The 24,410-nt window shown below is 59.3% G+C and carries 19 protein-coding genes and 2 pseudogenes; 9 read left to right on the plus strand and 12 right to left on the minus strand.

The features are described from left to right. Positions 1 to 116: 116 nt before the first annotated feature. On the minus strand, positions 117 to 1,193 hold the full coding sequence (locus VSR71_RS33205; RefSeq protein ID WP_238987364.1) for an H-NS family nucleoid-associated regulatory protein: 1,077 nt from the start codon (positions 1,191 to 1,193) through the stop codon (positions 117 to 119). 176 nt (positions 1,194 to 1,369) lie between these two features. Beyond that, positions 1,370 to 1,560: pseudogene (locus tag VSR71_RS33210) on the minus strand (H-NS histone family protein); the annotation flags it as partial. A 10-nt stretch (positions 1,561 to 1,570) separates the two neighbouring features. Here VSR71_RS33210 and VSR71_RS35430 point away from each other — a divergent pair. After that, positions 1,571 to 2,167: a hypothetical protein gene (locus VSR71_RS35430; protein ID WP_373424427.1), complete on the plus strand. Its 597-nt coding sequence runs from the start codon at positions 1,571 to 1,573 to the stop codon at positions 2,165 to 2,167. A gap of 262 nt (positions 2,168 to 2,429) precedes the next feature. Here VSR71_RS35430 and VSR71_RS33225 read toward each other — a convergent pair. From VSR71_RS33225 to VSR71_RS33250, 6 genes and pseudogenes are all read right to left on the minus strand, one after another. Next, positions 2,430 to 2,631 (minus strand): annotated as a pseudogene (locus VSR71_RS33225) (cold-shock protein). A 376-nt stretch (positions 2,632 to 3,007) separates the two neighbouring features. Then, complete coding sequence (locus tag VSR71_RS33230; RefSeq protein ID WP_232344710.1) at positions 3,008 to 3,409, minus strand: PepSY domain-containing protein; 402 nt, start codon at positions 3,407 to 3,409, stop codon at positions 3,008 to 3,010. A 477-nt stretch (positions 3,410 to 3,886) separates the two neighbouring features. After that, the gene (locus VSR71_RS33235) at positions 3,887 to 4,936 is read right to left on the minus strand and encodes an AbrB family transcriptional regulator (RefSeq protein ID WP_115684094.1); all 1,050 of its coding nucleotides are present in this window, start codon (positions 4,934 to 4,936) and stop codon (positions 3,887 to 3,889) included. A gap of 158 nt (positions 4,937 to 5,094) precedes the next feature. After that, a complete protein-coding gene (locus tag VSR71_RS33240) occupies positions 5,095 to 6,591 on the minus strand; it encodes a tripartite tricarboxylate transporter permease (protein WP_115684097.1) in 1,497 nt (498 codons plus the stop codon). 41 nt (positions 6,592 to 6,632) lie between these two features. Further along, entirely contained in the window at positions 6,633 to 7,181 is a 549-nt protein-coding gene (locus VSR71_RS33245) for a tripartite tricarboxylate transporter TctB family protein (protein WP_197717983.1), read from the minus strand. Continuing rightward, positions 7,178 to 8,140, minus strand: a complete 963-nt coding sequence (locus VSR71_RS33250) for a Bug family tripartite tricarboxylate transporter substrate binding protein (RefSeq protein ID WP_115684093.1) — start codon at positions 8,138 to 8,140, stop codon at positions 7,178 to 7,180. Before VSR71_RS33250 ends, VSR71_RS33245 begins: the two co-directional genes overlap by 4 nt. A 477-nt stretch (positions 8,141 to 8,617) precedes the next feature. Between VSR71_RS33250 and VSR71_RS33255 the strand changes: the two genes are divergently transcribed. Both VSR71_RS33255 and VSR71_RS33260 read left to right on the plus strand, forming a co-directional pair. Beyond that, positions 8,618 to 9,691 carry an isocitrate/isopropylmalate dehydrogenase family protein gene (locus VSR71_RS33255; RefSeq protein WP_115684092.1) on the plus strand — a complete coding sequence of 358 codons (1,074 nt, stop codon included), beginning with the start codon at positions 8,618 to 8,620 and terminating at the stop codon, positions 9,689 to 9,691. 95 nt (positions 9,692 to 9,786) lie between these two features. Continuing rightward, complete coding sequence (locus VSR71_RS33260; protein ID WP_115684091.1) at positions 9,787 to 10,938, plus strand: lactonase family protein; 1,152 nt, start codon at positions 9,787 to 9,789, stop codon at positions 10,936 to 10,938. Positions 10,939 to 11,198: 260 nt separating this feature from the next. On the opposite strand, the gene tpiA is transcribed toward VSR71_RS33260, so the two are convergent. From tpiA to VSR71_RS33280, 4 genes are all read right to left on the minus strand, one after another. Beyond that, positions 11,199 to 11,939, minus strand: a complete 741-nt coding sequence (gene tpiA, locus VSR71_RS33265) for a triose-phosphate isomerase (protein WP_115684090.1) — start codon at positions 11,937 to 11,939, stop codon at positions 11,199 to 11,201. 11 nt (positions 11,940 to 11,950) lie between these two features. After that, the gene (gene gpmA, locus VSR71_RS33270) at positions 11,951 to 12,670 is read right to left on the minus strand and encodes a 2,3-diphosphoglycerate-dependent phosphoglycerate mutase (protein WP_115684089.1); all 720 of its coding nucleotides are present in this window, start codon (positions 12,668 to 12,670) and stop codon (positions 11,951 to 11,953) included. Positions 12,671 to 12,718: 48 nt separating this feature from the next. After that, a complete protein-coding gene (locus VSR71_RS33275) occupies positions 12,719 to 13,771 on the minus strand; it encodes a Bug family tripartite tricarboxylate transporter substrate binding protein (RefSeq protein ID WP_115684088.1) in 1,053 nt (350 codons plus the stop codon). A gap of 173 nt (positions 13,772 to 13,944) precedes the next feature. Then, on the minus strand, positions 13,945 to 14,988 hold the full coding sequence (locus VSR71_RS33280) for a porin (RefSeq protein WP_115684087.1): 1,044 nt from the start codon (positions 14,986 to 14,988) through the stop codon (positions 13,945 to 13,947). 314 nt (positions 14,989 to 15,302) lie between these two features. On the opposite strand from VSR71_RS33280, the gene VSR71_RS33285 reads away from it, so the two are divergent. From VSR71_RS33285 to rraA, 6 genes are all read left to right on the plus strand, one after another. Beyond that, positions 15,303 to 16,238 carry a GntR family transcriptional regulator gene (locus tag VSR71_RS33285; RefSeq protein ID WP_115684086.1) on the plus strand — a complete coding sequence of 312 codons (936 nt, stop codon included), beginning with the start codon at positions 15,303 to 15,305 and terminating at the stop codon, positions 16,236 to 16,238. Positions 16,239 to 16,417: 179 nt separating this feature from the next. Further along, positions 16,418 to 17,854: a pyruvate kinase gene (pyk, locus tag VSR71_RS33290; RefSeq protein ID WP_116332811.1), complete on the plus strand. Its 1,437-nt coding sequence runs from the start codon at positions 16,418 to 16,420 to the stop codon at positions 17,852 to 17,854. Positions 17,855 to 17,869: 15 nt separating this feature from the next. Continuing rightward, complete coding sequence (locus tag VSR71_RS33295; protein WP_115684061.1) at positions 17,870 to 19,507, plus strand: NADP-dependent glyceraldehyde-3-phosphate dehydrogenase; 1,638 nt, start codon at positions 17,870 to 17,872, stop codon at positions 19,505 to 19,507. Positions 19,508 to 19,677: 170 nt separating this feature from the next. Continuing rightward, positions 19,678 to 22,461, plus strand: a complete 2,784-nt coding sequence (gene ppc, locus VSR71_RS33300) for a phosphoenolpyruvate carboxylase (RefSeq protein WP_197717981.1) — start codon at positions 19,678 to 19,680, stop codon at positions 22,459 to 22,461. Positions 22,462 to 22,509: 48 nt separating this feature from the next. Beyond that, a complete protein-coding gene (gene eno, locus VSR71_RS33305; RefSeq protein ID WP_115684059.1) occupies positions 22,510 to 23,799 on the plus strand; it encodes a phosphopyruvate hydratase in 1,290 nt (429 codons plus the stop codon). 105 nt (positions 23,800 to 23,904) lie between these two features. After that, on the plus strand, positions 23,905 to 24,387 hold the full coding sequence (rraA, locus tag VSR71_RS33310; protein ID WP_115684058.1) for a ribonuclease E activity regulator RraA: 483 nt from the start codon (positions 23,905 to 23,907) through the stop codon (positions 24,385 to 24,387). Positions 24,388 to 24,410 lie beyond the last annotated feature (23 nt).

Here is a 24,410-nt window from a genome sequence, read left to right on the forward strand (position 1 = left end):
AGGGCTCGACCGTCGGCAGCAATGGCTGCAAGGCCTTCCACAATTCGTTGTTGATCTTTTTTCGTGCCATGGCACATCACAACGCTCAATTGCCATGTGGCGATGACATGGTTTTGTTAGCCGCTCTTAGTCTTGGTCGGAACAGCGCGGGCAGCGGGCTCAACCGGCCTGCCCGCAATGTCCTCAATGCTGAGGTCATACTCCTGCATCCACTGCCGAATCTCCTCCACGACCTTTGGCACTTCCGTGGCTCGCAATTGCTCAAGTTGAGCATTGACAGATGCCAGTTGAGCGAGCAGTGAGGACTGGGATGGGCTTTGGGTTGCGGTAGGCGCTTTTTGCTCCTGTCGCGGCTTCCGGGTTCGCGTCTTCTGAGTCGGCGCATTCGGGGCAGCCTCCACTCCAGGCAGTGTTATCTGCTTCGGCCCGCGCTTCCGGGTTGAGGTCTCTTGAGTTGTGACTTCCGGAGCGGCAACTTCAGCCAGGATTTTCGGCTTCCGACCGCGCTTCGAGGTCCGCCTCTTTTCCGGCGCTGCTTCCGGAGTGGCAGTTTCGGTGAGCGCTTTCGGCTTGGGACCGCGCTTCGGGGCCCGCGTCTCGTCAGGCGCTGCTTCCAGAGTGGCGGTTTCCGCGAGCGCTTTCGGCTTCCGACCGCTCTTAGGGGCCCGCCTCTCTTCAGGCGCAGCTTCCGGAGCTGGGGCGTAAAGCGGTGCTACGGGGGCAACCGTTTCGGTCAGATTGTCCTGGGCGGCAGTTTCCATCGGTTCGTCCGTGGCCAGAACTTCAATCGGAGCTTCAGCCGCGGCTTCAGTGGTCGCTTCCGCGGGCATGGCTTCAATGGGCGCTTCCCGCGCGTCGGATTTAGTCAACGCGGCCGAGGCGGCAGCTTCCCTCGATTCTTCCGGTGCCACGTCTTCCGTTGAAGCGGCCGGGGCTGCGTAAGGCCGTCGGCGCCGATATGACACGATCGCCGTCGGGCTGCTATCCCGGCTTGTCGACCAGAAGTCCAAGCGTCGGGGCTGAGTGTCAACGCTGCCACTACCGACGCATGCACCACTGGCTTCACCAATGACGGGATCAGCGTCACGCATCGCCTCAGCGATGGGCAGCTCCATCTGACCAAGTCCGTCCGTCGCATTGCTCGCGACAAAGGGTTCAACTTCTTGCTCTGGGGCCAATTTGTTTTCCTTCATTGAAGTCACTGCAGGTGCAGACGCTTCCTAATCCCATGGACGGTGAGACCTTGTCTCTTGCGTGTCGTTCGCTTCTCGCCTGCGCCAAGCCTTCCTTCCGAATTCTCGCGCCTAATCGCACAGCCTCGCCCTCGTCACATCCGCCATTGGACAGAGGGCCGAATGCGTCGGTGATACTATCCAACCCGGTAAAATTCCTTGCTCTGCCCCGCATTGACCGCCCGCCGCAGCCAGTCGGGCATCTCGCCCTACCCGTCCCAACTCTGCCCCGCGGCGTTACGGTAGCAGACCACCGGCGCTGGCGCGGATGGAGGCGGGGGCGGCGGTGGAGGGGCGGTGGATCGAAGCACCCCGCCGCGGCGAGTTCCGACTGCACCGTGGCCAGGTCGTCGGCCGCTTTCCGCGCTGCAGCGTCGGCAGGCCGCAAGCCGCGTGGTGAGCGCCGCGACCTGGGTTTCGAGTCGGGCACGTGTCTCGGCCTGCACCACCGCCGCGTCGCGGGCTTCGTGGCGGGCTGCCGCCAGTTCGGCTCGCAATTTCTTCGACCAACCGATCGCTCTTTTGGCGCGCAGTGCGCTCCGCATCCAGTTCGCGCAAAGCGCGGCGCTCGCTGGCCTGCCCGTTCCTACGCGATGACGGTCTGGTCGCGGACCCGCCTCAGCTTCGTCGAGAATTGCGTCCGCAATTCGTCCAGCTTCCGGCGTGCAGCCTTCGGCACTTGGCAGGTGCCGGGCCAGGCCGTGCGTCCCCAGGATATCCGTTCCAGCGTGTTGTTGACCATCGAAGGCGAGCTTGACGACATATCCAGTTGCGGACAGACTCACGCTACGCATGACCTGTGCCGCGGCTTGTCCTCGCGCTACAAGCGTCTCGTCAATATCCCGGGAGGCAGTCACTACGATTTGGTCCGTGGCCCAACCTGGAGTACCAAAGTCTTCCCCAGCATTTGCGACCTGATGCGGCATGCTGCGTAGCCGCTTGGCAGGCGAACGTGCGCGAAACGCGCCGGCAGGTCCACTACGACGTTCCGCTGTTTGAACCTGACGCAATAGCGGAAGCGCGCAAGCGGCCAAATACCCTGGCTCGAAGATTTCGAGTGCAAAGGGCAAGAAGTCTTAAAGTTCGCGCCTGTTGCCATTTCCGGGCAAAAAGGGTATTTACAAAAAGTCCAAGCGACGGTGCCGAATGCATGCGCCAATTCGCACGGCTCGCCATTACGCCCCCAGGACGAGGCCATTATAGCTTGCGAATCTTTGACGCTTGCGGTCCCTTCAGACCTTGCGTTACCTCGAATTCCACCTTCGCACCTTCCTCCAGTGACTTGAACCCGGTTTGGATTTCCTTGTGATGAGCGAACAAGTCATTGCCGCCATCATCGGGCGTGATGAATCCATATTGTTTTTTCGCTGTTCAACCATTTCACAATACCGGTCGCCATCTCATCCTCGAAACTTGTGTTGTACATGTCTGGCCCTCTCCGCCACATATTGCAGGTGGGAGCCTACGTTGAAGAGTGAAGAGGATATATTATGAGACGTGCTGGCGCCACACACCAGCGCAAGGGGCGTTTAGACGAGGCTCCGTGCTGACAGCGAACGACAAACGACGATACCGCAATTGAATCGGGAGCCGTAACCCTAGCGGAAGCACCGACGTGGCAGTGAGTCGTCCTGGCTTAGCTTGCAGCGCACGTGGTCGGCGTTACAGGTCCACCCGTCGCGACGGACGCATATTGGATGGATTAACTGTTACAATTTTGCAACGCGCGAGCGCCTGCGTGAGCTGGTCGGCCAGCAGCGCCTCATCTTCGACGATTAGGATGCGCATGGCGTCAGGGCTTGCGGACGCGCTCGAGATCGCGCCCCTTGGCTTTCAGCCAGGGTCGCGTCGCGGGCATCGTACTTGAGCTTGGCCACGGTGCTGGTCGGCAGCAGCAGCTTGACTTCGTATTTCCAGATGCCGTCGTCCCGATCGAGCTTCACATCGATCACATCGCCGCTGTACTGGCGCGCGACCGTATCAAGGATGCGCGAGAGCGGCAGGATCTCGCCGGAGCGCAGCGCGGCGCGGGCGCGGGCGCGATCGGCGGCGTCGGTATCGGCGTGGCCCAGGCCAGGCACGCCCAGCACGGCCGCAATCAGGCCGATTCGAACGAGACGGCGCACGCCGCCGGAAAACGGGGAAAGGTGCAGAGACGTCAGGGGGCACATTGTCAAGGAAGCAACCTGAACATTACCTGAACAGGCCGCTCAGGCACCATTCAGGTCGCTCCCCGCATCATGCCGCCATCTTAACGCCCCACCCCTGCCATGCTCGCCCTCGCAACTTCACAAAGCTGCCGCGCCTGAACCGTCTGGGCGCGGCCCTCATTCAAATGACGGCGCTAGCTGTGGCGATGGCGGTTGCCGGCTCGCCGTTCTGGTTCCAGACGGTAGGCTTCTGAAGCGTACATGCCAAATGTAGCAACCGCGCGCCGAGTCAATCACTGCGACTGAGCTGCGCGCGCTCGGCGAGGGGCGCCGGCAGTGCAGCCGCGGCCCCGTCGTTTTCAAGTGGAATCTTCGCGTCTCTCGCTCTCTCGTACACCTACCATGACTACTGAAGCGGCCAATTTCTGCCGGCCGGCAATTGGGCCGCACTGCAAAAAAATCTGCCCAAATTGAAGACGGTTGGGGAGCCACCGGCCACCTCACTTAAGCGGCTCCAGGTCTAGTTCGACGATAACGGACGCATTTGTATGCCGGCCAGGAGAGCAGCACAACCAGCGCTACTCTAATGACATGAAATCCGGTCACTATTGGCACGGCTAGACCGAGCGCATCCGCAGCGATGCCCATGTCCGCCATCCCACCTGGCGCTAGACTGAGCACTCCCGTCGAAGCGGGCATCCCCAGAAACTTTGCGAGTGCGACCCCCCCTAGCGCTGCCATGCCAATACTGACCAGGCTGTACAGGACGATAGGCACCAGCAGCCTGCGTGACGCAGCTAGAGACTCCGGGCTAAACCGCGCTCCAAGCGAGACAGCGACGAGGATTTGTGCACACACACTGATCCATCTTGGGACTTCCTCCAGTACGGCGAGATCGGATGCTGTTACTCCCGCGGTGACAAACAGCGGGATAAGGGCATATGCGTTCGGGAAGTTGTAGCGCTTTGCCGCGACCGCACAGCAAAGTGCGATGCCGGCGAGGAGCACTAGCGGGATAGTCGGCAAGAAGCTCGCCCCGTGGATTTTCAGGTGAGGCGTAAGTTGCGCCCCATACTGTACGGCAGCGGGCACGATGGATACTGTGAGCAATACCCGCAGCATGTGCGAGGTGACGACTTGGTCGATGCAAGCCCCTTCCCGCTCGGCTGCAACAGCCATCTCGGGGGCTCCACCCATGGCGGTCGCAAAGTGGGCGGTCGCTCGGTCCACTCCGGCAAATTTTGAGATTGCCCAGCCTCCAATCAGCCCAAAGAGAATCGCGACGAAAGCTGCCGCCACCATGTAGGGGACATAGGTCGCTATCTGAGCAACCATCGAGGGGGTGAAATGCAGACCTAATGCGACCCCGATTAACCATTGGCCAGTCGCGCGAAGCCAGCGGGGAGTGTCAAAGCGAGATCCCGCAAGATTGCATAGCGCGACGGTCAATAGCGGGCCTATCAGCCATGGTACTGGCGCATGCACCATCGCAAAGGCTGCCCCAGCACTGCCGCCGATTAGGAGCGCGCATAGCGCTTTGAGAACCTTTTCCACTTGAAACTCCTTACGCACTACTGGTCGGGAACCTCGTCGCCTTTCTTCGAATGCATTGCTTCAAAGTTCACACGCGCTGACGCAAAAACGGGAGGCGTTCCATTCGGACCCCCTCCCGTTCAGACGACCTGGCTGCCCAACTCGATCACACCGTACGCTCAGTCGTCCTCAGCGAGGCGAATCCCACGCCGCCGAAGGATGTATGGCACAAACAGGATGAGGAACGTAGCGCCCAACAGCGTTGCCGAAATCGGCTGAGTAAAGAACACGAGCCAGTCGCCTTGGCTGATAGACATCGCCAGCCGAAGCTGCTTCTCAGCCATGGGACCCAGAATCATGCCCACGATGACGGGAGCTACGGGAAAGTCGAATTTCCGCATCGCAACCCCAGCCCACCCAATCAGAAACATGAGGACCAGGTCAAACCACGACTGACGCATGCCGTAGACACCAATCGTGGCAAAGACCAGAATGCCTGCGTAAAGGTATGGTCGTGGAACGTTGAGCAACTTCACCCACACCCGCACGAGCGGCAGGTTCAATACCAGGAGGATGACATTGCCAACGAACAGCGAGGCGATCAGAGCCCAGACGATATCGCCCGAGGTTTGAAACAACAGTGGACCCGGCTGGAGGTTGTAATTCTGAAATGCCGCCAACATGACTGCCGCCGTCGAAGACGTCGGAATGCCAAGCGTCAGGAGCGGAACGAGCGCACCAGTCGCGGAGGCATTGTTTGCGGCCTCAGGGCCAGCGACGCCTTCAATGGCACCAATGCCGTGATTCGGCGCGAACTCTTGCGGATACTTGCTGAGCTTCCGCTCCGTCGCATAAGACAGGAACGTCGGAATCTCCGCGCCGCCAGCAGGGATCGAGCCAAACGGAAATCCGATAAGCGCGCCGCGGATCCACGCCGGGACCGAGCGCTTCCAGTCGCTAGCCGTCATATGAAGCGACGACATCTTATGGACCTTGGTATCCCCTTCCCCCTCATACAGAACGTTGTAGAGGGATTCCGAGACAGCAAACAAGCCAACAGCGACGAGCACGACTTCGATGCCGTCGATGAGCTCGGGCACGCCTAGCGTGTATCGCGCAAACCCCGAAACGCTGTCCATACCAATCAGGCCGAGCATCAGACCAAGCCCCAGACTGGCCATGCCGCGGAGCAGAGAGGCCCCAAGCAGCGACGACACCGTGACAAATGCGAGGACCAGGATCGCGAAGTACTCCGTCGGTCCGAACTGAAGCGCGAAGGCGGCAATCGACGGCGCAAACAGCGTCACCAGCACTGTCGCAATCAAGCCTGCCACGAAGGAGCCGATCGCTGCAGTGCTGAGCGCCGGGCCGGCACGCCCGTTCTTCGCCATCAGGTTTCCTTCCATGGCGGTGACCATAGAGGACGACTCACCCGGCGTATTCAACAAGATCGATGTCGTTGACCCACCGAACATTGCGCCGTAGTAGATCCCGGCGAACATGATCAGCGCGCCGGTGGGCTCCACCTTCGCAGTCAGAGGCAACAACATCGCGACGGTCAGCGCCGAGCCAATGCCAGGCAGCACCCCAATCATCGTACCCAGCAAGCAGCCAACGAATCCCCACATCAAGTTTTCCGGAGACAATGCTGCGCCGAACCCCTGCAGGAGGGGCATCCATACTTCGACCATTTTTTCCACCAGTATCTAGTTACTCGTCAGATCCACGAGTTGATGAGAGCGGGCAGCGGAACACCCAGGCCTTGTGTAAAGCCCAAGTAGACGGGGACCGTCAGCGCCAGGCCAATAAGGATGTCCTTGGCCCAACGATTGCTGCCAAATGCCCGTGCGGCGGCGACAAACAGCAGTGTCGAAGACAACACGAAGCCAATCTGCGTAATGAGCAGTGCATTCACGAGAAGGCCGGCGGAGATCCACAATGCGCTACGCATCTGCTTGCCACCCAGTGGTGCTGCGGCGGCCGCCTCTGCGGGTAGGAAACGAAATCCTCCTTTGATCCCCTGCCATGTCAGCCCAACGCCAACCATAAACAGCAGAAAGGCAACTGCAAACGGAAACGCCTGTGCGCCGATAATTGTGTACCCCTTGTCTTGGGGGAGCGCCAGCGCCCCTGCGACTAGCATCATGGAGCACGCCAACAGGGCCGCACCAATAAGCACGTGTGCGTAGTTCGGGGATGCCGGCTTATCGAGACTCACGTCTTCCTCGGGAAACTGCATAGGTTGCAAGTGTTCACTCGTCTTCATAGCAGTCCACTGTCCTTCAGCGCCTTTTCATAGCGCGAGCTCTCCGCCTTTAAAAAGGCATCCAGTTCCGGCCCCGTGATCAGTGTCGGGGTCCAGTTGTTCGTCTTAAGCGCTACCTGCCAGGAAGGCGATGCGGTGGCTTTGGTTACTGCGTCGACCAGACCCTGCTTTTGAGGCGCGCTGATGCCGGGTGCGCCAAGGAAGGCGCGCCAGTTCCCAGTCACGACGTTGTAGCCCAGTTCTTTGAGCGTCGGCGCGTTCACGCCGGGGATGCGGGTCGGCGACGTGACGGCGAGCAGCCGCATCTGGCCGGCCTCAACAAACTTGGCAATCTCCGGGTATCCGCCAGAAATTACAGTCACGTGCCCACCCAGTACGGCAGCGTTAGTTTCTCCGCCGCCTCCAAGCGGGATGTAGTTCACCTTATCCCCAGACACCCCGACGTCACGAGCCAGTTCGAGGATGCCCAAGTGGTCGATACCGCCCTTCGAGCCGCCACCCCAACGAACGCTCGTTGGCTCCTTCTTAAATGCTGCGAGGAGGTCCGCCATCGACTTGTACGGCGAGTTCTTACCCACGGCGAGAACGTTGAACTCCGTGAACACCACTGCGACAGGCGTCGCCTGCATCAGAGACGTGGTCGACCGGCTTTGCAGGATGCCGGTGACCGTGTTCACGCTGGTAACAATCAGGGCGTTGGGGTCCCCCTTGTTGGCGTTCACGAATTGCGCCAGGCCAATGCTGCCACCGGCGCCAGCGCGGTGCTCATAGGAAACCGATTTTGCCTGGCCGGACTCCTGCATGGCTTTGCCCAGCGTGCGGGCGGCTTGGTCGAAGCCACCACCGGGCGTACCGGGGATCATCATCTTGACGCTGTCGAGTGCAAACGCCGACGTAGACAGCGCGAGAACCGCGCAGAACTGCATGGCCTTTGCAATGAGGCCGCGTGAACGAATCATTCGTATCTCCATATCTTCTGGTATTTGCGTAGTCAAAGTACAAACAGGTTGGTACTTTGCGCTTGCAAAGAACGTTAGCGACGACACAGAAGTACGTCAAGCACGGAAGGGCCAAACCTCGGGTAATCACGTAAAGCGTTTGTCAGGAAGGCTGTAGTCGCCCGAGATGATCCAAGAGGCCTTTTGGTCATATGAATCGCGACTTTGGCGGCGGCCAACATCGCCTTGGCCACTCGTGAAAGGGCGGGCAACAGCTTGTGTGCTCAACGGTGCGGTGTATTGGTCCCCGAACGCGCCTTTTTGACGTCTATGCGTCACTAACCTGGGGTGTTTAGTGCCTGAACGCAGCATCTCAGACGCCCGCCGGTACAATTCCTTCCCCTTTTTGGTATTTTAGGTTGACATAGTACGTTTCGGGGCTACACTACGAAGTCGCGGCAGATGGTGCCGGACACACACTTACATCGGAGATAGATAATGAGGATTCTTGTTCTGCCGTGCGACGGCATCGGCCCGGAAATCGTTGGCGCAGCGATGGACGTCCTGAAAGCAGCGGACGCCACTTTTAAGCTGGGCTTGGAATACGACTACGACGACGTCGGTTTCGTTAGCCTGGAAAAGTACGGCACCACGCTCCGTCAAGAAGTTCTGGATCGCGCCAAGACTTACGACGGCATCATCCTCGGTACGCAATCGCATGCCGACTATCCCACCCCCGAAAAGGGCGGTCGTAATGTGTCGGCTGGTTTCCGTGTTGGCCTGGACCTGTACGCAAACGTGCGGCCGGCCCGTACCCGTCCGTTCCTGCCTTCGAACATGAAAGAAGGCAAGACCATGGACCTGGTGATCATGCGCGAGGCCACGGAAGGCTTTTACCCGGATCGCAACATGAGCAAGGGCTGGGGCGAAGTCATGCCGAGCCCCGACATGGCTCTGTCGATTCGCAAGATTACCGCTCACTGCAGCGAACGTATTGCCCGCCGTTCCTTCGAGCTGGCGATGCAGCGTAACAAGAAGGTCACGGCCATCCACAAGGCCAACAGCTTCCACATGACCGACGGCCTGTTCCTGGAATGCGTGCGTCGCGTGGCGGCAGACTTCCCGGAAGTGACAGTCAACGACGTTCTGGTCGATGCAATGGCGGCTCACCTGGTGCGTGACCCGTCCCGCTACGACGTGATCGTGACCACGAATTTCTACGGCGACATCCTGTCGGACCTGGCCAGCGAGCTGTCGGGCAGCCTGGGGCTTGCTGGCTCGATCATGGCGAGCGACACGAACTGCTGCGCCCAGGCCCAGCACGGCTCGGCCCCGGATATCCAGAACCAGGACAAGGCAAACCCGACGTCGATGATTCTGTCGGTAGCCATGCTGATGCAATGGATCGGCGAGCGACGCAACAAGCCGGAGTTCCTGCGCGCCGGCACAGCGATGGAAGCTGCTGTCGACAAGGTTCTGGAAAGCCCGGCCACCCGTACGCCCGACCTCGGCGGCACGCTGGGCTGCAAGGCCTTCGGTGAACTGGTTGCCAAGGCAGTGAAAGCCGCCTAATTCCGGACGCTCTACCGCAGGACAGGGCAGGTTACACGCCGTCCGCGACGGCAGTGTCCTGCCCTTATTGTTTTCCGCAGATTGCGCATAGTCCCATGGCAACGACTCAGACATTCGTACTTGCGGCGGTTGCCGCTCAGTTGCACGTTCTCAGCTTGCAAGGTGCCGACGCAGACGCCCGGCAACGCTCGACCGTCGACGTCGGCCTTCCCGTCCAGTTTGCAGTTTCGCACCCCTTCCTTCCACTCCTCTACATCGTATGCAGCAATGGCGGACCAGGCGGGCGCGCAGGCGACACGCACTTCGTGAAAGTCCTTCGCATGAATGCGATGGGTGGCACCACATTGGCACAGGTCGAGATCCCACTTCCGCATCGCCCCATTCACGTCGCGGTTGATCCATCGGCTCGGTTTCTCGCCATTACGTTTGCACGGCCAGCGACAGTTCGAGTCTTCGAGTTGAACAACGATGGCTACATCGGCTTCCGACTGGATACCGTAACCAGGCCCGACATCGGCGTGTTTCCGCACTCAGTGCATTTCGGCAAGGGCGGCAACACTGCAGTCGTTTGCGCCCGCGGCAATGATCTGCGCCCAGGATTCGAAGAGGACATCGGTCAGCTGCAGACCTATTCCGTAGAGGGCGGCAAGTTCAAGCGAATCCAAGAAACTGCCTACTCACCAGGTCTGGGCCCCAGGGATGTCGCTGAGCATCCCACACGTCCTTGGCTATACGTTGCGCTTGAACGCGGCAATGCCATAGCGCTGCACTCCTTTGAAACAGGGGTGCCGTCCGAAGCTACATTGAACCGGTGGTCGGTATTGCAGCTGCCTCCCGCACGCCGACAACGGGTTGGGAACGTGCTGGTCCACCCTTCCGGGCGTTGGCTTTACGCCGCCAATCGCGCCGACGCGCTAGTGAGTCAAGGAGACAGCCGACGTCTCACGGAGGGAGAGAACGAGCTTGTCGTGTATGAGATCAGCACCGACGACGGTTCGTTGACTGAGCGCCACCGGCTGGATGCTGGCGGCATTGAGCCACGCACGCTCTCGCTGTGTGAAAACGGCAATTACTTGATTGTGGGAAATCAGCTGTCCGCCTACAGGGACTGCGCCGGAAAGCTGACCAATACGCCGGCCTCTCTGCGTATCATGGAGATCCACTCGGATGGCTGTCCCTCCCCTTACTGGAACCTCGATTTTCCGGGACAGGAACTGATTTGGTCGGGATCCATCACGGTGAATTGAGAGTCCCGGCTGGAGGGCGGCAGTTGCTGCTCTCCTCCCGAAGAAGCGATGCGCAGACCTGAGCGGCGTGTTCAGTTGCCGTTCAGGTAGCGTAGCGCATCATGACAAAATACAACGACGAAAAAAGCGACCATGTCACAAGATAAAATGTCTCGACCGCTCCTCGACGTCCTCACCCAAGTGGCCTTCCTGGTCGTAGCGATGAGTACCGCTGCGCTTCCTTTCTGGTATTGCACCCTATGCCGCTGACGAACGCAGCACTAAATTGCATTCGCAATTGCGGCAAAGTCCTCGGCCACGAGTGAAGCGCCGCCGATAAGGCCTCCATCGATATCGGGTGCGTGGAACAAACTGGCTGCACTCTGCGGCTTCACGCTACCGCCGTACAGAATGGGCACTGTCCGAGCGCTGTGCTCACCTAGCTTTTCCGACAAGCATCCACGCAGAAACGCGTGGGCTGCCTGTGCTTGCTCGACAGAGGCGCTCTTGCCGGTGCCAATCGCCCATACTGGCTCGTACGCAATGACAAGCCGGGAGGCTTGTTCTGTCGTAAGCATCTCCATAATTGTGCGCAACTGTTGGCCAATCACTGCCTCGGTGTTCTCGCTCTCACGCTCCACGAGCGTTTCGCCCACGCAAAGAACAGGTTGTACTCCCGCCTCGAGTGCTCGCTGCACCTTCTTGGCCACAGTGACGTCCGTCTCACCGAAGTATTGCCGGCGCTCAGAGTGCCCGACAATGACATAGGCACAGCTTGCATCCGCGAGCATTTCAGCACTGATTTCGCCGGTGAATGCCCCCGGCTTGAACTCGGACACGTTCTGGCCCCCGTGGCTGACTGTCGAGTTCGCGAGCAATTCTCTTGCTTGTTTCAAATAGACGAAAGGGACGCAGACAGCGACATCGGCCGAGTACGTTCCCACGGCGATTTCTGCCAACAAGTGGTTCGCTAGCGCGCTGCTGCCGTTCATCTTCCAGTTGCCAATCACGAGCGGCTTCATCTGGCTCTCCCTCACTTCCAAGTTCTGGAACCGTACGCGTCGATGGGCAGATAGCTGGACCGGATCGGTTTCAGATCAGCGTCGAGGTCATAAACGAGTGGTACCCCGTTGGGGATGTTCAGGCCGACGATGTCGCTGTCGGAGATGCGATCGAGATATTTCACCAGTGACCGGATGCTATTTCCATGGGCGACGACGAGGATGTGCTTGCCCGAACGAATGTCTGGCGCAATCGCATCGTTCCAAAGTGGGAGGACGCGCTCGATGGTGTCCTTCAAACACTCCGTCATCGGCATGTCTTCCGGCGCCACGTTTGCATACCTGCGGTCGCCATTGATGATGCGAGCGTGTTGAGCATCCAGCGCTGGAGGACAAATGTCAAAGCTTCTCCGCCACTGCAGAACCTGGTCGTCTCCGTACTTTTGCGCTGTCTCGGCTTTGTTCAGCCCTTGAAGCGCGCCATAGTGGCGCTCGTTCAGACGCCACTCATGTTGCACCGGGATCCCCATCTGCTCCAATTCATCCTGGACTTGCCAGAGGGTCCGCACGGCTCGGCGCAATACTGACGTGTAAGCCACGTCGAACTGAAACCCTGCGTGACGCAAGGCACGTCCCGCCGCCTTGGCCTCCCGCACACCCTGCTCCGTCAAATCGACGTCAGTCCAGCCGGTGAATCGGTTCTCTTTGTTCCAGGTCGATTCGCCGTGACGAATTAGTACCAGACGGTGCATTGCTATCCTTGAATGGGGCGTAGCTGAGGCCCCTTTTTGATATCTGATTTACTCGAGCTCGACCTTTGCGTCCTTGGCGACCTTCTGCCAACGCTCGACCTCGCCCTTCAGGAACGCTTGGAATTGTTGCGGCGAATCACCGGCAGGCTCTGCGCCCAGGCCCACGAGACGGTCCCGGACTGCAGGGTCCTTCAGAGCCTGGTTGACGGCTGCGTTGAGTTTGTCCACCACCGGTTTCGGCGTCTGCTTCGGTGCGACAACCCCCACCCAGTGGTTCATCACAAACCCATTCACACCGCTCTCGACCATGGTCGGCACTGAGGGAAGCTTGGCTGCGCGCTTGCTGTCGCCCACGGCCAGCACTGACACCTTCTTCTGTTCGATGTACGGAAGCGTCGTGGTGAAGCTGTCCATCATGATGTCGACCTGACCGCCCATCAGGTCGGTCAAGGCAGGCGCCCCGCCCTTGTAGGGAACGTGATTCAGCTTCGCACCCGTCAGATCCTGGAAAAGGACCATGGCGAGATGAGGAGTGGAGCCGACACCGCCACTGGCAAAGTTCAGCTTGCCTGGATTCGCTTTGGCGAACGTGATGAGGTCACCGACATTCTTGTACGGTGCCCCCGGCTTGACCATCAGCGCGATGGGAGAGACCGCGACCTTTGACACGCCAATGAAGTCCCGCTCCACCGCGTAGGTTGGCCGCTTGTACATGCTCGGCGCCGTCACGAAGGGGACGCTCGCGAAGAGCAACGTGTAGCCATCCGCGGGCGACTTTGCTACGAAGTCGGTCCCAATCATGCCACCCGCACCTGGACGGTTATCCACGATAACCTGCTGGCCTAGAATGTCTGACATTTTCTGCGCGACAACGCGAGCCATGACGTCGTTGGGGCCGCCGGCTGAGAAGGCAACCACCATGCGGATCATCTTGTCCGGATAGTTGCTCTGGGCCGACGCACCGAGAGACCAAAGTCCGCTGCCGATTGCGACCACGGACGCCGCAATGGCAAAAGCCCGTCGGCGCCCTCGCGCCGTCGAGCGCAGCTCAGTAGCCGCAATGCCTTGACTGGGCATCGAGCGAGAATCAGCGAATTCCATTTGTGTCTCCGATCCTTATGTTCTCTTACTGCTGTCGCTTTTTAAGGCCTGCGTCGGGCCGCCTTAGCGACACATTCTGAGCGGGAAAAAGGACCGGGTTTCGTACAGAACCCCGGCCTGAAGGGCACCACCTCCGCTACAGCAGGCACCCAGTGTCGACTGGTTGAACTGGCTTAGAACTTGTGACGCAAGCCGATACCGCCGCCGACCTTGCTGCCAGCCACGCCCATAAAGCTCGGGACCGCGTAGCTGCCATTGATGCGATTGAAGTCGACTTCCGCGTAGACGTCAGTGCGCTTCGACAATGCATAGTCCGCGACGCCGGTCACCATGATGCGGCTGCCACCCGGGTTCTTCTGGTGGTCATAATGGGAGGCCAGCGACAAAGTCAGGGCCGATGACGCCTGAACAGCGAAGCCACCAGTGAATACGTCGTTGCGTTGGGCGCTGACATCGAAGCGATTGTTGATGTAGCCAAATGCCAGCTTTACGATACCGAGCTGGTAGTTGCCACCCAGGCCCCAAACCTTGCGGGCTTCGGGCGTCGTCAGCGCATTAGCTTGTTGCCAGAATGCCCCGACATCGACCGGGCCCTGCCTGTACCCAAGCGATACCCCATAGCTCGAGCTGCGCTTGGTCTGTCCCGGTACCTCGCCAAAGGTGTAATGCGCACCAGCCGACAAGGCACCCCACTGACCAACATACTTGGCCATATTGTCTTGTCGGGGACCGGTGTAGCTGTTGACGATCGTGACGGCGTCGAGGTTTGGGTGACCGTTCGGCTGGAAGCGACCCGATGCGTCGTATGCCGTAGTGAATTGACGCCCGAACGTGAACCGGCCGACCTTTTCATGAATCAAGCCGACCCACGCTTGACGCCCGAACAGCCGTCCTTGGTTGTTCGTGCTTTGCTGGCCATAGTTGGCCGTGCCTGTCGATTGCGCGGATACGCCGGTACTCGGGTCAAAGCCGCTTTCCAGGTTGAAGATTGCCTGGAGACCACCACCCAGGTCTTCCGTACCGCGCATGCCCCACCGCGATCCGTTGAAATAGCCATCGGTCAACTCGGCCAGACCCTTGTCGCCAGCATTGTTGTTGGAATACCGAATGGTTGTGTCGATAATGCCGTAAAGCAGCACATTCGATGACGACTGCGCTTGTGCAACCCCCGCCCACAGGCAAAGCGCACCGGCTCCCAATGCAAGCCTCTTTTGCATGGATGTCTCCAAGTTTTATGGTTTGTTAGTGCGGAGGTATTGTCCTGGCTCCGCCTTATAATGGTTCTTTGTGGCACCATGATACAACTGGTGTTGTCGTACTTTATGTGCGCATAGTACCAATGTCAAACCGATAAATATGTCTTATGAGGCGCTTATAAGATTTTGCGTGCAGAGGCCCTGCGAGTTCTCAACGCACGCTAAAACCCGCTTTCCCCTGCACTGCTTGGGATTCCGGGCTATCCTCTGCACCAGAATTGCGGCTCTGCGTCCGAGCGGAAGCGCTGCCCTAGAACTTTCCCTTATTGCCCAACATGAACACGAAAGCTAACGAGCCTTTGGCGCCATTGATCGCGAGCCGACTCGTGCAGTTGCTGAAAGATCGCAAGATCGAGGTGGGCTCGCATCTGCCCGAGCGAATCTTCTGCGAAGCGCTCGAGGTTTCCCGCACGCCTGTCCGTCGCGCTTTTGAGCTCTTGGCACAGCAAGGCATCGTGAGCAATGAGCCAGGTCGGGGCTACTTCCTTGCCCAGGAGCCAGCGGAATTGGAGACCGACGAGGAAGAGCCATCAACCAACGCCGACGAGCTGTATCAACAGCTTGCAGAGGACCTGCTGTCTGGTTCCGTGGAGTCCGAGTTCAGTGAGCGAGCACTGCTGCGGCGGTATGACGCTGGTCGCGGGCTACTCAAGCAGGTGCTTGCACGTATGTTCCGGGAAGGCCTCCTGGAGCGGAAAACCGGCCATGGCTGGCGAGTAACTCCGTTTCTGGCCAATGCCGACGCGCACAACGCCAGCTACCGGTTTCGTATGGCCATCGAACCGGCAGCCATCCTCGAACCGACTTTCAGGCTAGACAAGCCGGCGCTTGCAAAGGCGCGAGCACGACAGGAAGCAATGCTTGCGGGTGAAATCTATACCCTGACCCGGGCCGAACTGTTTGAGATCGGGTCTCAATTTCACGAGACCATCATCCGCTGCTCCCGCAACCCCAACTTTATTGACGCCCTGGTGCGCCAAAACCAACAGCGCCGCCTGATGGAGTACAAGGCAAACACCGACCGTCAGCGCTTGGTTAGGCAATGCGAAGAGCATCTGAAGCTGCTGGACCTGCTCGAGCATGGACAGAGAGAAGAAGCTGCCGCCTTCCTGCGGCAGCATTTGAACGTCGTCCGGAAAATCAAGACCCACATGGACGACGACGAAAACGCACTTCACATTCGTCAATTGGAAATCGAAACGCACTTCTAAGAACACGCCAGGTGATCCTAGCGTGTTTTTTGGCCTATTATGTACTTTGAGGTTGCATAGTACCATTCGTTCTCATACACTGCCCGAAGGACGGCTTGCATGGACCTCGTTCCTGACAAGTCGCAGAAAACAATGCCCAACCAACCGGGCCCTGCAATGCTTGTCATCGGAGACAGACCATGAGCCAGCGCCGTGAGCGCCATACCAAGATTGTGGCCACCCTCGGCCCCGCTTCTTCCAGCGGTGAAACAATCCTTCAACTTTTCCAGTCAGGCGCAGATACATTCCGGTTGAACTTCAGCCACGGAACACACGAGGATCACGCAGCCAGGCTTAAGCTCATTCGCGATGCGGAGGTCGCTTCAGGTCGCCCTATTGGCGTGCTGCTCGACTTGCAAGGCCCGAAGCTCCGTCTGGGCACATTCCCGGATGGGCCGGTGAAGCTGGTGGCGGGTCAGCCTTTCCGACTGCAATTGCAGGCCGTAGAAGGTAACGATCGCGTCGCTCACCTTCCCCACAAGGAAATCTTCGAAGCCCTCTCGCCGGGCAATGCCCTGCTCATCGACGATGGTCGAGTGCGTCTGCGTGTCACAGGCTGCGGACCGGATTTCGCAGATACCACCGTGGAAACCGGCGGAAAAATCTCTGACCGCAAGGGTGTGAATGTCCCCGATTGCGCCCTCGCGCTTTCCGCTCTGACCGAGAAAGACCATCGCGATCTGGCGTATGGGCTGACGCTCGGTGTTGACTGGGTGGCCCTCTCTTTTGTCCAGTCCGCCCAGGACATCGAGGAAGTCCGGCGCATCGTCGGGAACACGGTTGGCATCATGGCGAAGATCGAGAAGCCGAATGCCATCGCAGACATCGACGCCATCATCGCCGCTGCCGACGCCATCATGGTGGCCCGCGGGGACCTCGGTGTCGAAATGCCCCCGGAAGAGGTCCCTACGATTCAGAAGCGACTGACCCGACTGTGCCGCGAAGCTGGCAAGCCGATTGTGGTGGCCACCCAGATGCTCGACTCGATGGTGAGCTCGCCCGCTCCGACGCGCGCCGAAGCATCAGACGTTGCGACCGCGGTGTATGACGGCGTGGATGCCGTCATGCTCTCGGCCGAATCCGCGAGTGGTGAGTATCCGCTTGAAGCCGTACAAATGATGGCACGCATCATTCGGAATACTGAGCGCGACAAGCTTCAACGCGACACGATGGGCGCCATCGCAGCAACGCGTCGTGCGGATGCAGCCGACGCGATCGGTGCCGCCATCCGCACCGTTGCAGACATACTGCCCTTGTCCGCTTGCCTGACCTACACCCTCTCCGGCTCGAGCGCACTACGCGTTGCACATGAGCGACCCAACGTGCCCGTGGTTGGCATGACGCCCAAGATTGAAACCGCTCGCCGTCTTGCGCTGGTCTGGGGCGTCCACGCGGTACATGGTGACGATGCGGAGAGCGTTGAAGACATGGTCGAACACGCAACGGAGGTAGCGAGAGCCGAAGGCTTTCAGCCCGAAACGCGACCGTTTGCAATCGTTGCTGGCATGCCATTCCGCACGCCAGGGTCGACCAACCTGTTGCGTCTCGTGTTCCCCGTCCCGTCCCACCGAAGCTGACGCAAGAGCATTCCCATGGCAACATCGAATCAAACCACCCACCTGGCCGCCCTCTTTCCGACGGCTGACTCCATCCCGGCCAAGCACCGTCTGGGCGAACCACTCAATCAGCGCCATATCCTGATCAATGGGGAGCTCCGACAATGGGACGGCCCGGTGCACACCGTGCAGTCTCCCGTTCGTGTACGGGATGCTGAAGGAAAGCTCCACCCAGTGACGGTAGGTAGCTTTCCGGTCACGACGGCAACTGAAAGTTTGGAGGCACTGAAAGCCGCAGTGGACGCGCACGCAGCCGGTACCGGCCAGTGGCCCACGATGTCCGTCGACCAGCGCATTGCGCATGTCCAGGATTTCACCCAACGACTGGTCGAGAAGCGCGAGCTCATCGTCAACCTCATCATGTGGGAGATTGGTAAGTCGGCTGTCGACTCCGCCAAGGAGTTCGACCGTACCGTCGACTATATCCGTCAGACCATTGATGCCCTCAAAGAACTCGACAACAACAATTCGCGATTCCAAGTTGTTGAAGGCACCATCGCCCAGATTCGTCGTGCACCGCTTGGTGTAGTGCTGTGCATGGGTCCGTATAACTATCCACTGAACGAAACCTTCACGACGCTCATCCCAGCCCTGATTATGGGCAACGTGATTCTGTTCAAGCCGCCAAAGTTCGGCACGTTGCTTTTCGCACCGATCCTCGAAGCCTTCCGGGATGCCTTCCCTGCGGGCGTGGTCAATACGGTCTACGGCCGTGGCGAAGAAGTCGTTCCACCGTTGATGGCCTCAGGCCAGGTCCACGTACTCGCACTGATTGGCTCGTCACGCGTAGCCGACAAGCTCAAGAAGCTGCATCCGAAGACGAACCGCCTGCGCGCCGTCTTGGGTCTTGATGCAAAGAATGTGGCGATCATCCTGCCGGACGCTGACCTCGACCTCACGGTCAAGGAATGTGTCTTGGGCTCGCTTTCGTTTAACGGACAACGCTGTACCGCGCTCAAGACCCTCCTTGTCCATCAGTCCATTGCGGAAGCGCTCCTCGACAAGTACTGCGCGGCACTGGCGGCCTTGAAAATCGGTATGCCATGGGAAGACGGGGTCTTCATCACTCCCCTGCCCGACAAGAACAAGCCACGGTACCTGACCGCGTGCATTGAGGACGCGGTGGAGAAAGGGGCGTCCGTTCGAAATGCAGGCGGTGGCGACAACGACGAATCGCTGTTCGTCCCGGCGGTGGTGTATCCCGTCAACGAGCGTATGAGGCTGTATCGGGAGGAACAGTTCGGCCCCGTGGTGCCCATAGTGCCGTTTGACGACGTCCAAACCGCGCTGGCCTATGTCGAGAGTTCTGACTACGGCCAGCAGGTCAGTATCTTCGGCTCGGACGCAGACACAATCGCGACGCTCGTCGACCCACTCGTCAACCAGGTCTGCCGCGTGAACATCAACTGCCAGTGTCAGCGCGGCCCGGACGTCTTCCCGTTTACTGGTCGAAAGGACTCCGCGGAAGGAACGCTGTCGGTTTCCGATGCGCTGCGGGCCTTCTCCATTCGCACAATGGTAGCCGCCAAGGCGACTCCGGATTCGAAGGCCTTGCTGGACGACATCGTCCTCGGTCACAAGTCTGCATTCATCAACACCCGCTTCATCTTCTGACGCTCGAAGTGGCTGGCCACGGACAGCCACTTCACTGCCTATGTTTTCACGGGCGAGGAGAGATCTCGCCGGTAACACGTATGGGACTTATCGTGACCACGACGCCTCTGTCAGGCCTCTCTCTTCTACGCCCTCGCTCCGCCACCAGTTTATTCAATCCCGAACAGGACTTGGAAGGTCTCGCCGGCTACGAGGGGCTTCAGGCTGAACTGGAAGATCGCCTTACAAATGACATTCGACTGTTTGGGGACGAACTTGGCCGTGTTCTGAAGGCACAAGAAGGTGCTGGGATATTTGAGAAAGTCGAGGAAATACGTCGACTGGCTCTGGCGTTCAGCAGGACAACAGACGACAGCGTACGCACGCGCTTGAACGCCGCCATGGAAGGCTTGCCTGCGGAGGTAATGCAGACCGTTGCACGGTCCTTTACCTTGTTCCTCCTGTTAGCCAACATTGCAGAAGACCAGCACGAGAAGCGCGTTCGCCGTGCAGCGGAAATGGCCGGATTCTTTATGAGACCTGGCAGTCTCCTGCGCAGCCTGAACTCGCTGGTGGCCTCGCACTATGACCAAAAGGACATCTGGGCATTACTGTCCCGGCTGTCGATTACCCCCGTCTTGACCGCTCACCCCACCGAAGTTCGACGTCAAACCATCCTCACGCATGAACGCCGTATCGCGGAGCTACTCGAAGCTCGGGATGCTCGTCAGCTCACGCCGAATGAGGATGAAGAGCTCCGTCACGGCATCGCCTACTCGGTGAACTGCCTATGGAACACTCGACTTCTCCGCGCCCAAGGGCTGACAGTGGCCGATGAGGTCAAGAACGGAATCAGCTACTTCACTCGAACTTTCCTCAAGGAAGTCCCTCGCTTGCACTGCTGGCTTGAGGACACCGTTGGAGAGCTAGGTCACGGGCCTCGAGTTCCAGCACCGAAGCGGACACAACCTCTACTTCAAGTCGGAACATGGATTGGCGGCGACCGTGACGGCAACCCGAACGTGGGTTCGGAATCCTTGAAATCGGCTGCCTTGCTGCAATCCGAGGCGTGCATCGACTACTACCAGGGCGTCCTGGCGCATTTGATCCAGACGCTCAGCCTATCTACGGCTCGAACTCGCGTCGCCCCCTCGGTCAAGCTCATGTCGGATCGAGCCAACTGTGTCTCGCCGCATACAAGCGACGAACCGTACCGACGCGCCTTGGCATATGTTTCTCAGAAACTCACGGCTACGCGCTCCTGCCTTGATGCTGGCGCCACACCGGTAGCCCTCGTATCGCCGGACTACTATCGAACTCCTAGCGAGATGGCTGAGGACCTTAAGCAGATTCAACTTTCCCTGAACATTTCCCTGCTTGCGGAAGGGGAATTGCGCAACCTGGCCAAGGCCGTGGAAGTCTTTGGGTTCCACCTTGCACCGATCGACCTTCGTCAGAATTCGGAGGTGCATGCAAGGACGATTGCAGAACTTCTCGAGAGGGCCGGTGTTTGCGTTGACTACCTTGATCGTGACGAGGAAGAGAAGCGCACTATCCTCAGCGCAGAGCTTGCTGGTACACGTCCACTGTGGTCCGCGTTCGCAGCCTATAGTGACGAAACCAAGTCAGAGCTCGCGATATTTGCCACAGCTCGTCAATTGCGGGGGGTGTATGGCGCCCCCTTGGTACGCCATTGCATTATTTCTAAGACTGCGGAAGTTTCCGACATTTTGGCTGTTGCTGTCCTCCTCAAGGAAACCGGGCTGCTGACGAGTTCAATCGGCAGCGGAAATCCTTCGAATGAAGTGCTCATCGTCCCTCTCTTTGAAACCATCCCGGATTTGCGCGGAGCCCCGGGAGTCATGGAAGCGCTCCTCGCCATTCCGGAATACCGGACACTCGTAACCCAACGGGGGAACGAGCAAGAGATTATGTTGGGGTACTCCGACAGCAACAAGGACGGGGGCTTCCTTACTTCCTGCTGGGAAATTTACCAAGCTGAGATCAGCCTTGAACAGGTACTGACTCGTCACGGCGTTGGAATGCGATTGTTCCACGGCCGCGGAGGAGCGGTCGGTCGCGGTGGTGGGCCAGCCTACGATGCGCTTCTCGCACAGCCCCATGGCGCGCGGTCTGGAAAGATTCGCATCACCGAACAAGGTGAAGTCATCGCATCGAAGTACAAGAACCCAGAAGTAGGTCGGAAGCACTTGGAAGCCCTGGTGGCGGGAAGCCTTGAAGCTTGCGCTATCGGGCAAGAACTCGACGCCAGCAAGGAAGAGATCTTCCACGTGGTTACCAAGGCCCTTTCGGCGCAAGCCTATGTGGCATATCGCGAGCTCGTGTACGAAACGGATGGATTCAGTACCTACTTCCGTGAGTCCACACCGCTCTCAGAGATTGCACAGCTCAACATTGGCAGTCGCCCGACGTCGCGGAAGTCAGGAGACCGTATAGAGGATCTGCGTGCTATCCCTTGGGTGTTCTCGTGGGCTCAATGTCGGCTGATGCTACCGGGCTGGTTCGGATTTGGATCCGCAGTTGACGCCTGGCTCCGGGAGAACCCAAACGGCTTGGAATTCCTACAAGAGATGCAGGGTTCATGGCCCTTCTTCAGGACTATGTTGTCCAACATGGAAATGGTTCTCGCAAAGACGGACCTCGGCATCGCCTCGCGGTACGCCGACCTGACCAGGGATGCTGAGCTGAGGGATCGCATCTTTAGCCGAATCCGAGGCGAGTACGAACTCACGAAGCGTCACCTTCTTGGCATCCTGAAGGTGGACGTTCTGCTTGCCGGGAATCCGGCCTTCCGCCGCTCGATCCGGAATCGCAGTCCGTATCTCGACCCCTTGCACCACGCTCAAATTGAGTTGCTAAAGCGACATCGTTCCGGGCAGGTATCCGAAGGCATCGTGCAAGGTATCAAGATGACGATCAATGGCTTGGCACAAGGCCTGCGCAACAGCGGCTGATCCAGTAGCAGATTCATTGGTGCAGTAACAATTAATACACGGAGGAACATGAGCGCAATCGTAGATATCATCGGTCGCGAGGTGCTGGACTCGCGCGGCAATCCCACGGTCGAGTGCGATGTGCTGCTGGAGTCGGGCGTGATGGGCCGTGCGGCGGTGCCGTCGGGCGCGTCGACCGGTTCGCGCGAAGCCATCGAGCTGCGTGACGGCGACAAGAGCCGCTACCTGGGCAAGGGCGTGCTGAAGGCGGTCGAGCACATCAACACCGAAATCTCCGAAGCCATCATGGGCCTGGACGCCTCCGAGCAGGCCTTCCTGGACCGCACCCTGATCGACCTCGACGGCACCGAGAACAAGGGCCGCCTGGGCGCCAACGCCATGCTGGCGGTGTCGATGGCGGTGGCCAAGGCCGCCGCCGAAGAAGCCGGCCTGCCGCTGTACCGCTACTTCGGCGGTTCGGGCGCGATGCAACTGCCGGTGCCGATGATGAACATCGTCAACGGCGGCGCGCACGCCAACAACAGCCTGGACATCCAGGAATTCATGGTCATGCCGGTGTCGCAGACCAGCTTCCGCGAAGCGCTGCGTTGCGGCGCCGAAATCTTCCACGCGCTGAAGAAGATCCTGGCCGACAAGGGCATGTCCACCGCGGTGGGCGACGAGGGCGGTTTCGCCCCGAACTTCTCGTCCAACGAGGAGTGCCTGAACACCATCGTGCAAGCCATCGAGAAGGCCGGCTACCGCGCTGGCGAGGACGTGCTGCTGGCGCTGGACTGCGCCGCCAGCGAGTTCTACCACGAGGCCGAAGGCGTGTACCAGCTGGAAGGCGAAGGCCTGAAGCTGTCGTCGACCCAGTTCGCCGACTACCTCGCCAACCTGTGCGACAAGTTCCCGATCGTGTCGATCGAGGACGGCATGGCCGAAGGCGACTGGGACGGCTGGAAGACCCTGACCGACAAGCTCGGCAAGCGCGTGCAGCTGGTCGGCGACGACCTGTTCGTCACCAACACCAAGATCCTGAAGGAAGGCATCGAGAAGGGCATCGGCAACTCGATCCTGATCAAGATCAACCAGATCGGCACCCTGACCGAGACTTTTGCCGCCATCGAGATGGCCAAGCGCGCTGGTTACACGGCCGTGATCTCGCACCGTTCGGGCGAGACCGAGGACAGTACGATTGCCGACATCGCCGTGGGCACGAACGCAGGCCAGATCAAGACCGGCTCGCTGTCGCGCTCGGACCGCATCGCCAAGTACAACCAATTGCTGCGCATTGAGGCAGCACTCGGCGATACGGCAAGCTACGCTGGGAAATCTGCCTTCTACTGCCTACGCTAATCGATAGCTGTTAGGCACAACGCACTGATTCGACAAAGCAGCCCGGCGACCCGTCGTTTTCCCAAGAGGGTCGTCAGCGGCAGCACTTTCATAAAGAGGCATGGCATGACACTCAAGACTACTGACCTATGTGACAAGCTGATGGAAGATGCTCGCGTCTTCAAGCCGGTTTTCCATGACTTTGGCGCTGTGACCACCTTCGAAGGTGAGGCCGTTACGGTGAAATGCTTTGAAGACAACTCCCGCATCAAGGAACTGAGCGCCACTCCCGGCACGGGCAAGGTTCTGGTCGTCGACGGCGGAGGCAGCGATCGTTGCGCCCTGCTTGGAGACATTATTGCGGCTGACCTAGCAAAGAATGGCTGGGCCGGCGCCGTCATTTACGGACATGTCCGTGACAAGGATGTGCTTGCGGGTATCACGCTAGGCATCAAGGCGCTGGGTTGCATGCCGATGAAATCTCTCAAGCGCAACGAAGGAACCGTGGGCGCAACCGTCGACATGGCAGGTCAGCGCGTTCGTCCCGGCGAGTACATCTATGCGGATGCCGACGGCATTTTGGTTGTGGACGCACCAATTACCCTTTAAGCTCTACAGGGCGTTGCGCCGAA

This window comes from Cupriavidus oxalaticus (assembly GCF_038900635.1).
In the GTDB taxonomy this organism is placed as follows: Bacteria; Pseudomonadota; Gammaproteobacteria; order Burkholderiales; family Burkholderiaceae; genus Cupriavidus; species Cupriavidus oxalaticus_B.

Excerpts from the sequence above, each read along its gene's own strand:
- VSR71_RS33205 (WP_238987364.1), bottom strand. The coding sequence starts at position 1,193 with ATGAAGGAAAACAAATTGGCCCCAGAGCAAGAAGTTGAACCCTTTGTC.
- VSR71_RS33240 (WP_115684097.1), bottom strand. The coding sequence starts at position 6,591 with ATGCCCCTCCTGCAGGGGTTCGGCGCAGCATTGTCTCCGGAAAACTTG.
- VSR71_RS33245 (WP_197717983.1), bottom strand. The coding sequence starts at position 7,181 with ATGAAGACGAGTGAACACTTGCAACCTATGCAGTTTCCCGAGGAAGAC.
- VSR71_RS33250 (WP_115684093.1), bottom strand. The coding sequence starts at position 8,140 with ATGATTCGTTCACGCGGCCTCATTGCAAAGGCCATGCAGTTCTGCGCG.
- VSR71_RS33255 (WP_115684092.1), top strand. The coding sequence starts at position 8,618 with ATGAGGATTCTTGTTCTGCCGTGCGACGGCATCGGCCCGGAAATCGTT.
- VSR71_RS33260 (WP_115684091.1), top strand. The coding sequence starts at position 9,787 with ATGGCAACGACTCAGACATTCGTACTTGCGGCGGTTGCCGCTCAGTTG.
- tpiA (WP_115684090.1), bottom strand. The coding sequence starts at position 11,939 with ATGAAGCCGCTCGTGATTGGCAACTGGAAGATGAACGGCAGCAGCGCG.
- gpmA (WP_115684089.1), bottom strand. The coding sequence starts at position 12,670 with ATGCACCGTCTGGTACTAATTCGTCACGGCGAATCGACCTGGAACAAA.
- VSR71_RS33275 (WP_115684088.1), bottom strand. The coding sequence starts at position 13,771 with ATGGAATTCGCTGATTCTCGCTCGATGCCCAGTCAAGGCATTGCGGCT.
- VSR71_RS33280 (WP_115684087.1), bottom strand. The coding sequence starts at position 14,988 with ATGCAAAAGAGGCTTGCATTGGGAGCCGGTGCGCTTTGCCTGTGGGCG.
- VSR71_RS33285 (WP_115684086.1), top strand. The coding sequence starts at position 15,303 with ATGAACACGAAAGCTAACGAGCCTTTGGCGCCATTGATCGCGAGCCGA.
- pyk (WP_116332811.1), top strand. The coding sequence starts at position 16,418 with ATGAGCCAGCGCCGTGAGCGCCATACCAAGATTGTGGCCACCCTCGGC.
- VSR71_RS33295 (WP_115684061.1), top strand. The coding sequence starts at position 17,870 with ATGGCAACATCGAATCAAACCACCCACCTGGCCGCCCTCTTTCCGACG.
- eno (WP_115684059.1), top strand. The coding sequence starts at position 22,510 with ATGAGCGCAATCGTAGATATCATCGGTCGCGAGGTGCTGGACTCGCGC.
- rraA (WP_115684058.1), top strand. The coding sequence starts at position 23,905 with ATGACACTCAAGACTACTGACCTATGTGACAAGCTGATGGAAGATGCT.